Raw genomic sequence first — 10,413 nt, forward strand, 5'->3', positions numbered from 1 at the left:
AGCTGAGCGTGAACCAGGCGCCGAACACACCCGCCCCGCACCACACTAACTGTCGAGCGTGCACACCTTCGGGCCGCGCATCAATCATCTAGGAGCGATTTCCGCACGACAGTGGAGGATTATGCCCCTCATATGGCGAAAACCCTCCTAAGTTCCACGGCTACAACAACCCCACGCCTCACCATCCCCACCACCTCATCACCCCGCCCCTCATCACCCCGCCCCTCATCACCCCGCGAGCGTGCCGCAGCCCGGCAGGCCACCCTCCTCCGGCGGCGCCCGACCCATACGTCAGTCAGAAGATCCGATTACTGGCTGCAGGCGATGATTTACGGCCAGTTGGTGACACACGACACCGGTTCCCCTCGCCGTGGCGCGGCCGGGCTGCTTGAATCGACGGGTGAGAGATCGTGAGGAACTCGTCCGCCGTTGGCAGGCCGGGTGGTCCGTCTCGCGGGGCTGGACCAGGGTCGAGGAGGAAGACGACGGCATTCTGATCGTCCGCGCGGGCGAGGAGAACCGGCCGACCGAGTACGTCGTTCTCGATGCCGACGACAAACCCGAACGCGTGGAACGGGCCGCCCGGCTGGCCCTCGCGGACGGCGGCGGACGCGGCTCGGGCTGGATCACGCTGGCGACCGACGACAAGGAAGCCAGGATCGAGCAGTTGGAAGGTCTCGGGCTGGAGGTCCAGCAGGACCAGGACTGGCTGATGACGATCCAGCTGTCCGAGCAACCGGCGATGAAGCTGCAGGACCGCTACACGCTGCACACCGAACTCGAGGACGACCTGATCATCTGCCGGGCCACGATCCACGGCGGCGTGGTGTCCAGCGGCCGGATGGCGGTTGTCGGTGAGGACGCGGTCGCGGACCGGATCGAGACCGAACCGGCGCACCGTCGGCGCGGGCTCGGCAGCGCGGTGATGGCCTCGCTGGTCGAGGCGGCCGCGGCGAAGGGCGCCAAGCGCGGCATCTTGATCGCGTCGATCGACGGCCTGCGGCTGTACCGGAGTCTCGGCTGGAAGGTGATCTCCGACATCGTCATCGCCCGCTGTCGCTGACTCACCCACTGTCGTGAATCGAACGATTGGGATAGTCAAACCGTTGTAAAACGCGGCCGCCGCGCGCATGGGTAAGCGCTGCCCCGGGCAAGGCTGGCGGACATGACGAACCACAGAAGACCGGCCCGCCACGGCGTCGTCGGCCCGCTGCTCGCGTCCCTGTCCGCACTCGTGCTGATCGCCGGAGTCGGCTGGTTCGTCATGCGTGAGCCCGTCGACGGCCGGATCACCGGCCAGGACGAACCGGTCGCGCCCGCCACCACCCCGGCCGACAGCGGGTCCGCCGGGTCACCGGCGCGCGCGACGAGTCCGACGTACAGCCCGACCCGTACGCCGACGCGCACACCGTCGGCCACACCGTCAAGGACACCGACGCGGACGGCCACGAAGAGCCCGCGGCCGACGCGATCGACGACGGCGCCGAGCCGCGGCGCGACGCGGACGCCCAAGCCGAGCAGGACGACCACGACGACCCGGTCCGCCACGCCGTCGCCGACCAAGACCACCAAGACGTCGAAACCCGTCGGCGGATCCGGTCCGGCGGAATCGCAGGTACTCGCCCTGACCAACCAGGAGCGGGCGAAGGCCGGCTGCGGGCCACTGCGCACCAACAAGGCCCTGACGCAGGCCGCCGAGGCGCATGCCGCCGACATGGTCGACCGGCACTACTTCGCGCACGACAGCTTGGACGGCCGCAGTCCCTTCGACCGGATGAAGGCGGCCGGGTTCAGCGGCGGCGCGATGGCCGAGAACATCGCCGTCGGGTACTCGAGTCCGGCCAAGGTCGTCGAAGGCTGGATGAACAGCGCGGGTCATCGCGCGAACATCCTGAACTGCTCGTACACGATGATCGGCATCGGCTACGACAGCGGTCAGGTGAAGCCCGAATGGGGCGGTGGCAGCTGGGTGCAGGATTTCGGCGGCTGACGCGCGAGTTCAGTCAATCGTTTTCTTCAGGATTCGTTAAGAGGGCGGAGAGCTCTGTAACGGTGACCTCGCGTGTCGGTTAAGGTCGCTGTTCGGTGAACCAGGGGGGGACCTGGCTGGACCACGGGGAACGACGCGCAACTCGGTACGAAAACGAAGAGGATTCGCCCATCCATGACGGATTCGCCTACCCCCCGGCGGCACCGCGGCAGTCGACGAGCTCCTCGGCGGAGCCGTGGCCTGGTCGGCCCGATCGTCAGCGCCCTGTCGGTGCTGGTCGCGATCGGCCCGGTCGTCTGGCTGATGTCGCGGGACACCACTCGGGTCGACGACACCGCCAAGGTGCTGAACGTCGCCGAGGACACCCGCGTCGACGGCGGATCGACCGTCGATGCGACCACTGCCGGGATTCCGCTGATCACCGTCACCAAGACGTTGGCCGACGGCCGGACGACCACGGCCGTCATCGGTACACCGGCGCAGGGTGCCGCGGTGTCGACGTCGTCCAGTACGCCGACCGCGTCCGAGACTCCGAGCGATACGCCGAGCACCACGTCCACGACGGCCACCACATCCACGACGCCGACTGTCGCGGTCACCACCGTGACGGTGCGGCCGACGGCGCCACGCAGTACCGACGGCGAGGTTGATCGGCCGCAGCCGACCAAGACCACGACGAGGCCGACAAGGCCGCCGACCACGACGCGGAGCACCAGCCCGACCCCGAGCGACTCCCCGGAGCAGCCGGTGGGCGGCGGTGGAACGAACACGCAGGAACGGCAGGTCCTCGAGTACACGAACCAGATCCGTGAGCAGCAGGGCTGCCGCCCGCTGCGGCTGGACAGCGCGCTCGTCGAGGCAGCCGGCCGGCACGCGTCGGACATGGTCCGGCGGCACTACATGGATCACACGAACCCGGAGGGACAGGGCCCAGGCGACCGGATGGCGGCCGCCGGGTACCGCGGGTCGAGCTGGGGCGAGAACATCGCGGCCGGCTACGACAGCGCCCAGAAGGTCGTCGCCGCGTGGATGCGCAGCGACGGCCACCGCAAGAACATCTTGAACTGCCGGTTCACCACGATCGGTATCGGGTACGACCCCGGCCAGGTGCGGCCGGACTGGGGACCCGGCAGTTGGGTCCAGGACTTCGGCCGGAGCTGAGGACCTGGTGGCGATGCCAATCCACACGCTGTTCAGCACCAAGTTGAGCACTGGGCTGAGCACTGGGCTGAGCACTGAGTTGAGCACTGAGTTGGTCAGTGCGGTTGTCACTGTGCCTGGAGCACCGAGTGTGGCCGGAACGTTGTCTCACGGTCACAATGTCCGGCCGATTCACGGCCGGTCGCGGCGGGTAGATCCTGGGGGCGCGACTTCGAAGGGAACAACGACCTGATGTCCGAGTCCGGCAACGGCCGGTCCAAAGCACGTCGGAAGGCGACTCGAGCGACGTCCCGCTCGTCGCGATCCGGCAGCCGGCCCACCCCGCCCGCGGAAAGCACCCCGACCACACCGACCACACCGCCCGAGCCGCCGCGCTATGCGCCGCGGAGCAGCGACGAGTCCCCGTTCTGGGCAAGTGCGCCCAAGGGCGGCACGTCCAGCGAGTCCCCGTTCTGGGCCGGCAGCGGGCAGTCCCGCCCGGCCACCCCGCAGTACGCCCCCCGCGGCGCCCTGCCCAGCTACACCGCCCCGGACACCACGTCTGGCCTCCCCACCCGTGCGGACAAGCCCGCCGGCAGCCCAAGTTGGGTGGACCAACCCCTCACCGGTGCGGACGCGGAGCCGAGTCGCGGGCGTCGCGCGGCCGAGCGTTCCGAGGCGCCGCTGGGCGAAACCGCCGGCACCTGGTCCTCCCGCCGGGCTGCGGACGACTGGGCCTCCCTGGCCGGCAGCCCCACCGACCCCAAGCCCACCCGCGGTACCAGCACCGGGAACGCCGCGGCCAACTCGGCCGCCAACGACTTGGCCGCCACCGCCGACCGCCGCCGCTCCGCCGCCGCCGCCGCGGCGGCCGCCGACCTGGGCACCACCGGCCTCGGTGCATCCGGCGCATCCGGCGCATCCGGCGCATCCGGCGCATCCGGCGCATCCGGCGCATCCGGCGCAGGGTCCTCCGCCGTTGACACCTCGGGCGCGGCTGCTGACGGCTTCGGTGCCTCGGGCACGGACTCCTCCGGGCTCGGCTCCTCCGGGCTCGGCTCCTCCGGGCTTGGCTCCTCCGGGCTTGGCTCCTCCGGGCTCGGCTCCTCCGGGCTCGGCTCCTCCGGGCTTGGCTCCTCCGGTTCCGGGGCTTCGGCGTTCGGTTCGGGTGTCGAGGTTACAGACGTGCACGCCGAGGTGTCCGGTGCCGGGCTTGGTGCGGAGCATGTGGCGAGCGGGTCCGGTGCCGGCCGGGCCGGTGGGTCCGGCGGTAATGGACCTGGCGGTAATGGACCTGGTGGCAGTGGACCTGGTGGCAGTGGATCTGGAAGTCGTGGGCCCGGGCGGCGTACGGCGGCGCGCGCGGCCGCGGGTGAGCGGGCCTCGCGCGGTCGGCGGACCGTGATCGCGCTCGCGTCGGTGATCCTGGTGATCACGCCGATCTCGTGGATCCTGCTCCACCAGCCGCAGAACGACGAGGCCGACGCATCGGTCCCGATCGTCACGCGTACCGACGACACGTACATCACCCCGACGACCAAACCGGCCGTCTCGACCCCGTCCGCGAAGGTGACCGTCCCGCCGACTGCGACCCCGACGACCACCCCGAGCGCCACGCCGTCGAGCACACCCTCGGAGACCCCGACCAACAGCCCGACGACGACGCCGACGGACACGCCGACCTCCAAGCCGACCCGCACCCCCACGGTCGCCCCGAGCTCGACGGCGCCCACGCCCAGCAACACCCCGACCACGCCGGGCACCACGGTCGCTCCTCCGAAGCCGTCCCAGACCACCACCAGCACGCCGCCCCCGCCGCCACCCCCGGTCGACGGTGGAATGAACTCGAACGAGCAGCAGCTGTTCGACATGATCGACAGCGCTCGCCAGGACAACGGTTGTGCTCCGCTGAAGGAAGACCCCGGCCTCACCAACAGCGCCAGGGGGACGGCCGGCAGCCGGGCCAAGACCGGCAGCGGGATGGATGACTCGTCCGGTTCGCAGGTCGGTGCCGGCGGAGACAAGATGAACGCGCAGAAGGCGTACGACCGCCTGATGCAGACGTCACGCAGCACTGTGCTGAACTGCAACCTGACCACGCTCGGTGTCGGCTTCGGCAACGACAAACCGTGCACGGTGTTCCTCATCACCTGCCTTGTACGCGGCAACCGCGACGTCTGGGTAGCCAACTTCTCCTGAGATTGGCGGGCTGATCCTGCGGGTTGGTGGGACCATGGTGATGCGACCTGGTCCACCAACCCGGGGGAGGCTGGATGTTTTCCGAGCGTGATGACGTGGATCGGGTCCAGCCGGCGCATTTCGGGATTCATCCGGACGCGCTCGCGGCCGAGCGACCGGACCCGCGCCCCGAGGAAGCCAAGCGGATGGGGCTCAGCCGGCACACCGAGGAAGGCGCCGTGCTGTACTTCGCGTCCGCGCTCGACCGTGGCAAACCCGCGCATCGGATGATGGCGTGGATCCTGCTCGTGACGTTCGCGGCGCCGGTGATCTACGTCCTGCTCGTGCTGCTGTAGAACTCCTGCCGATGCCGCTGCGGCGTCGTCCCCAGCACACTGTGGAAGTGGTGCCGCAACGCGTCGCTGCTCCCGAACCCGCTCTCCGCGGCGACCCGCTCGATCGGCAGATCCGTTGTCTCCAGCAACAATCGCGCCCGGTCCAGCCGCTGCCGCAGCAACCACGCCTGCCCCGAACTCCCGGTCCGCGCCCGGAACTGCCGGGTGAACGTGCGACGCGACAGCGCCACCGCGGCCGCCCACTCGTCGAGTGACACCGGCTGGTCGAGCCGCTCCCGCGCCCACACCATCGCTTTTTCGATCACGTCGTCGGCCGGATCCGGTGGCACCGGCACCGGGATGTACTGCGCCTGCGATCCGCTGCGATGCGGCGCGACGACGATGTCGCGGGCAACCTGTTGCGCGAACTCGACGCCGTGATGGGTCCGTACCAGGTGCAGGCAGCAGTCCAGCGAGGCCGCCGTACCCGCCGATGTGATCAGGTCGCCTTGATCGGACCACAGCACGTCGGCGCGCACGGTCAATTCCGGATGCCGCGCCCGCAGGTGGTCGGCGTACCGCCAGTGCGTCACAACCTCGCGCCCGTCGGCGATCCCGCTGTCCGCGACCAGGAACGCGCCGAGGCACAGCCCGACCACGGTCGCCCCGCGTGCATGGGCGCTGCGGATCGACGTCAGCAGTACGTCGGAGGCATCGCGGCCGGGATGCCAACTCGGCAGCACCACCACGTCGGCCCGGTCCATCGCCTCGAGCCCGTGCTGCACGCTGATCCCGAACCCGGCGTTGGTCCGCAACGAGCCCGGTTCCTCGGCGCACACCTGGACGTCGTACCGCGGCGGCGCGCCACGACGTTCGCCGAGCACCAGGCACGGGACGGACAGGTGGAACGGGCTCATCCCGTCGTACGCGACCACGGCGACGGTCCGCGGTGATTCGGTCATCCACCTAGTATGGCCCGATCTTCGGGAACTGTGGCTCCCGGGCCAATGGTGAACCCGTGTCCCACGCCGGAAGATCGTGGCCATGGAGATCACGCACATCGGCGGCCCGACCGTCGTCCTGAACCTCGGCGGCCTCGCCTTCCTGACCGACCCGGCCTTCGACGAGCCGCGGGAGTACCACCTTCCGGGCGGCCGGGTGATGACCAAGCTGACCGGCCCGGCAGTCCCGGCCGCGGACCTCGGCCCGATCGACGTCGTCCTGCTGTCGCACGACCAGCACAAGGACAACCTGGACGACGCAGGACGCGAACTGTTGCCGACCATCCCCACCGTGCTCTCGACGCGCGACGCGGCGGAACGCATCCCTGGCGTTCGCGGCCTGCAGTACTGGGAGTCCGTCGAGCTGCCACGCCCGGACGGCGGCGCCATCACCGTGACCGCCGTACCCGCCCTGCACGGACCAGACGGAGCGGAGAAGCTGCTCGGCGCAGTGACCGGTTTCGTCCTCGCGGGCGACGGGTTGCCGACCGTCTACGTCTCCGGTGACAACGCGTCACTCGGCCTGGTGAAGGAGATCGCCGACCGCTTCCCGTCGATCGACATCGCCGTTCTGTTCGCCGGCGCCGCACGCACCGCGCTGCTCGACGGCGCCAACCTCACGCTGACGTCCACGGACGCCGTCGAAGCAACCCGCCTGCTCGGCGCGAGGACCGTCGTCGGCGTCCACACCGAAGGCTGGTCCCACTTCACCGAAGGTCCCGACCGCTTCGCCGCCGCCTTCCAAGACGCCGGCCTGTCCGGCGGCCTGACGACTCTGCAACACGGCGTCACCGCCAACCTTGATTGAGCACTTGACGAGCACGGAGCGTGACCGATAGCGTGCCTCCGCCGGTGCGACCGGCATCTGCATTCATTCGGGCCGGGGGGAACTGGCCCATCGCCAAGGGGGCAAATACCTGTGTTCGTACGACGCTTTCGCGCGCTCTTTTCCGCTGCCACGGCGGCCGTGGTGCTGGCCGGTACGGCGGCGCTCGCACCACTCCCGGCCGAGGCCGCGATCACCGTGGTGCTGAGCGGGATCCAGTACGACCCGCCGGGGCCCGACGTCCGCACCAATGCCCAACTGAACAACGAGTTCTTCACCGTGCGGAACATCAGCACGCGGCCGATCAACCTGTCCGGCTTCCGCGTGCTGGACGCCGCCAACCACGTGTTCGTGTTCCCGCGCGGCTACGTCCTGCCGGGCCGGTCGACCGTGATCGTCCGCACCGGCAAGAACCGCAACCGCGCCCTGACGCTGTACTGGAACCAGGGCAACTACATCTGGAACAACACCGGAGACACCGCCCGCTTCCAGACCCCGGCCGGCAAGATGTTCGACACCTGCACCTACAAGGCGGTCACCGGCCGCTACCGCGTCGGCTGCTGAAGCCTGCCGAAGGCTGTTGAAGGCTGCTAAGCGCGAGTCGCCGGCGCCGGGTCGGTGCCGTCGGGAATCCACTCCTGGACGACGACCTCGTCACCGACCCGGATGGTGCCCGGGGCAAGCACCGCGGCCTTGACGCCGAAGCTCACCCCGCCGCCGTAGGCGGGCTCGCGCCGGTAGGTCGCCAGCGTCCGGGTCGGTTCCGGCCCGGACTTGGCGCCGGTCGCCTGGTCCACGGTCGGTACGGCGCACCGGATGCCGCGCGCGGAGTACCCGATCTCGACGGCGCCGGCACGCATCCGCAGGACCCGGTCCTCGGTGTGCGGTTCGTCCCAGCCGGCGACGACGAGGTTCGGCCGGAAGCGGTTCATCGGGATCGCGGCGCCGCCGCGCTCCAGGATGCGCGCGTTCAACCCGTCGAGGGACGCCTGCGACGTGATCATCAGCGCGTGGGCGTCACCGAACCCGGTCTGCCCGCGATTCACGCCCCACCCGGGTCGCTCGTGCTCGGGTGTCACCCGGACCAGCGCCACCGGCGTCCCGAGCCGTTCGGTGAACCACGCGTCGGCGGCTGGATCCTGCACGACACCGAGCCCGAACCACTTCTCGAACAGGCTGACATCCCGGCGCTTCCCGTCGTACACGATCTCGACCTCGAGGTCCGGCGCACCGGACGCCGACAGCCGCAGCGCGTCACCCACGACCTCGGCGCGCAACGTCGCCATGGCCGGCAGTTTGCGCTGGCTGAGGAACGACCCACCTGGCTCGACCAGCATGAACAACCGGTCGTTCACCAGCCCCATGGGCCCCACTTCGGCAGTCTCGACGGAGATCCCGGCCAGGCCCTTCACCGGGTAGTAACTCAGAGCGGCAACCTTCGCGACAGACACGAACGACAGCCTAACCGGAAGAGCTTGTCCTGTTGAATCATGTTGAGTTATGTTTGATCACGTGCAGCAGGTCGAGAAGTTCGCCGCAGCCCTTCAGCGGGTCCGCCGGCACGCCGGGCTGAGCTACCGGCAACTGGCGGATCGCGCGCACTACTCGCATCCTCACCTGGTCCGGGCGACCAACGGCAAGCAGCTGCCCACGTGGGAGGTGACGGCCGCGTATCTCCACGGCTGTGGCGTCCCGGCCGACCTGATGCCGGTGTGGCTCCGGCGGTGGGAGGAGGCGAGCCGCGACCCGCGCGACCTCGTCAACCTGCTGGAGAACGCGGACAGCCTCGAAGACCTGGGTGCTGCGCTGGCGGCCCTGGCGCGGCCGCGATCGCTCCGGGTGCTCGAGCAGCAGACCGGGATTCCGCGGGCGACGATCCAGGCCTGGTTCCACGGCAGCCGACTGCCCGGCCGCGACCGGCTCGATCACCTCGTCCGGTCGGTCGGCGCTACCGCGGACGAGCGCGCCGCGGTGACGCGCGCGGTGGAGCGGGTCAGCTCCGGAAGACCGCGGCCGGCGCGCGCGGCGTGACGAAACCTTCCGCATCGGTCAGCGGCTGAGCCTTCCCCGCCAGCTCCGCCAGCGGCATCACGTCGTACGGCGGCTGGGCTCGTCGGCCCGCCGCCGTCAGGTCCGGGACGGGCTGCCGCGACGCGACCACGATGACGTTGCCGAATCCCTTGCCCCGCAGGATCTTCCGCTCCGCGAGCAGCACGCCACCGCCGAGCGCCTGCTGCACGGTCGCCGCGGTACGGCGGATGAACGGCAGACCGGCCGTGCCGTCGATGAGGTTCGCGACCAGTACGCCGGTCGGCCGCAGCACCCGCGCGCATTCGGCGAAGAACTCGGCAGTCACCAGGTTCGCCGGGACGGCCTCGTGCTCGAACGCGTCCAGGATCACCAGGTCGACGGAGTCGTCGTACACCGCGCCGATCCCGGCTCGCCCGCTGACCGGCCGCACCTTGATCCCGGAGCGTTTCGGCAACGGCAGCGCCTCGCGGACGAACTCGGTGAGGTCCTCGTCGGGTTCCAGCACGATCTGCCGCGACCGCGGCCGGGTGACCGCGACGTACCGCGGCAGACTCAACGCGGCACCGCCGACGTGCAGTACGGCGACCGGCTGCCGGCGCGGCGCGACGGCGTCCACGACGTCGCCGATGCGGCGCATGTACTCGAAGGGCAGGTTCTCCGGGGCGGCCAGATCCACCTGTGACTGCGGCGATCCGTCGACGCGCAGCACGAACGTCCCGTCGTGCTGTACCTCCACACTGGCCAGCCCGGACCCGACCCGACGTTCCACTCGGACATCATCGCAGCCGGCTCCGCGCAGACCCGCGGCGGTGTGAGCAACTAGAGCATGTCTGACAAATGTCGGGTCCAGGCGATGACTGCGTTGAGGACGGCGGCGGCGCGGTAGACGACGGCGAGTTTGTCGTAGCGGGT

The 10,413-nt window shown here is 70.0% G+C and carries 11 protein-coding genes; 8 read left to right on the forward strand and 3 right to left on the reverse strand.

Going from position 1 to position 10,413, the window contains the following annotated elements; genetic code table 11:
* Positions 1-400: 400 nt before the first annotated feature.
* The 5 genes from AB0B82_RS34835 to AB0B82_RS34855 all read left to right on the forward strand — a co-directional run bounded on the left by AB0B82_RS34835 (position 401) and on the right by AB0B82_RS34855 (position 5,664).
* Complete coding sequence (locus tag AB0B82_RS34835; protein WP_360178675.1) at positions 401-1,063, forward strand: GNAT family N-acetyltransferase; 663 nt, start codon at positions 401-403, stop codon at positions 1,061-1,063.
* A 102-nt stretch (positions 1,064-1,165) separates the two neighbouring features.
* Entirely contained in the window at positions 1,166-1,990 is an 825-nt protein-coding gene (locus AB0B82_RS34840) for a CAP domain-containing protein (protein ID WP_360178677.1), read from the forward strand.
* 174 nt (positions 1,991-2,164) lie between these two features.
* The gene (locus AB0B82_RS34845) at positions 2,165-3,151 is read left to right on the forward strand and encodes a CAP domain-containing protein (protein WP_360178680.1); all 987 of its coding nucleotides are present in this window, start codon (positions 2,165-2,167) and stop codon (positions 3,149-3,151) included.
* A gap of 231 nt (positions 3,152-3,382) precedes the next feature.
* The gene (locus AB0B82_RS34850) at positions 3,383-5,329 is read left to right on the forward strand and encodes a hypothetical protein (RefSeq protein ID WP_360178683.1); all 1,947 of its coding nucleotides are present in this window, start codon (positions 3,383-3,385) and stop codon (positions 5,327-5,329) included.
* A 74-nt stretch (positions 5,330-5,403) separates the two neighbouring features.
* The gene (locus tag AB0B82_RS34855) at positions 5,404-5,664 is read left to right on the forward strand and encodes a hypothetical protein (RefSeq protein ID WP_360178686.1); all 261 of its coding nucleotides are present in this window, start codon (positions 5,404-5,406) and stop codon (positions 5,662-5,664) included.
* Here AB0B82_RS34855 and AB0B82_RS34860 read toward each other — a convergent pair.
* A complete protein-coding gene (locus AB0B82_RS34860; protein WP_360178688.1) occupies positions 5,640-6,605 on the reverse strand; it encodes a helix-turn-helix domain-containing protein in 966 nt (321 codons plus the stop codon). The genes AB0B82_RS34855 and AB0B82_RS34860 overlap by 25 nt on opposite strands.
* An 82-nt stretch (positions 6,606-6,687) precedes the next feature.
* Between AB0B82_RS34860 and AB0B82_RS34865 the strand changes: the two genes are divergently transcribed.
* The gene (locus AB0B82_RS34865; protein ID WP_360178691.1) at positions 6,688-7,452 is read left to right on the forward strand and encodes an MBL fold metallo-hydrolase; all 765 of its coding nucleotides are present in this window, start codon (positions 6,688-6,690) and stop codon (positions 7,450-7,452) included.
* Between the two features lie 111 nt (positions 7,453-7,563).
* Positions 7,564-8,034 (forward strand): lamin tail domain-containing protein, encoded by a 471-nt coding sequence (locus AB0B82_RS34870; RefSeq protein ID WP_360178694.1) that lies wholly within the window; start codon positions 7,564-7,566, stop codon positions 8,032-8,034.
* A gap of 26 nt (positions 8,035-8,060) precedes the next feature.
* On the opposite strand, the gene AB0B82_RS34875 is transcribed toward AB0B82_RS34870, so the two are convergent.
* Entirely contained in the window at positions 8,061-8,921 is an 861-nt protein-coding gene (locus AB0B82_RS34875) for an MOSC N-terminal beta barrel domain-containing protein (protein ID WP_360178697.1), read from the reverse strand.
* 49 nt (positions 8,922-8,970) lie between these two features.
* On the opposite strand from AB0B82_RS34875, the gene AB0B82_RS34880 reads away from it, so the two are divergent.
* A complete protein-coding gene (locus AB0B82_RS34880) occupies positions 8,971-9,501 on the forward strand; it encodes a helix-turn-helix transcriptional regulator (protein WP_360178700.1) in 531 nt (176 codons plus the stop codon).
* Here the strand turns inward: AB0B82_RS34880 and AB0B82_RS34885 are convergent.
* A complete protein-coding gene (locus AB0B82_RS34885) occupies positions 9,464-10,270 on the reverse strand; it encodes a fused MFS/spermidine synthase (RefSeq protein ID WP_360178703.1) in 807 nt (268 codons plus the stop codon). The genes AB0B82_RS34880 and AB0B82_RS34885 overlap by 38 nt on opposite strands.
* Positions 10,271-10,413 lie beyond the last annotated feature (143 nt).

Origin of the sequence: Kribbella sp. NPDC048915, from assembly GCF_040649595.1 — a bacterium.
In the GTDB taxonomy this organism is placed as follows: Bacteria; Actinomycetota; Actinomycetes; order Propionibacteriales; family Kribbellaceae; genus Kribbella.

Bases quoted from the DNA above. Each gene is read 5' to 3' on its own strand.
- AB0B82_RS34840 (WP_360178677.1), top strand. From the start codon at position 1,166: ATGACGAACCACAGAAGACCGGCCCGCCACGGCGTCGTCGGCCCGCTG.
- AB0B82_RS34845 (WP_360178680.1), top strand. From the start codon at position 2,165: ATGACGGATTCGCCTACCCCCCGGCGGCACCGCGGCAGTCGACGAGCT.
- AB0B82_RS34850 (WP_360178683.1), top strand. From the start codon at position 3,383: ATGTCCGAGTCCGGCAACGGCCGGTCCAAAGCACGTCGGAAGGCGACT.
- AB0B82_RS34855 (WP_360178686.1), top strand. From the start codon at position 5,404: ATGTTTTCCGAGCGTGATGACGTGGATCGGGTCCAGCCGGCGCATTTC.
- AB0B82_RS34860 (WP_360178688.1), bottom strand. From the start codon at position 6,605: ATGACCGAATCACCGCGGACCGTCGCCGTGGTCGCGTACGACGGGATG.
- AB0B82_RS34865 (WP_360178691.1), top strand. From the start codon at position 6,688: ATGGAGATCACGCACATCGGCGGCCCGACCGTCGTCCTGAACCTCGGC.
- AB0B82_RS34880 (WP_360178700.1), top strand. From the start codon at position 8,971: ATGTTTGATCACGTGCAGCAGGTCGAGAAGTTCGCCGCAGCCCTTCAG.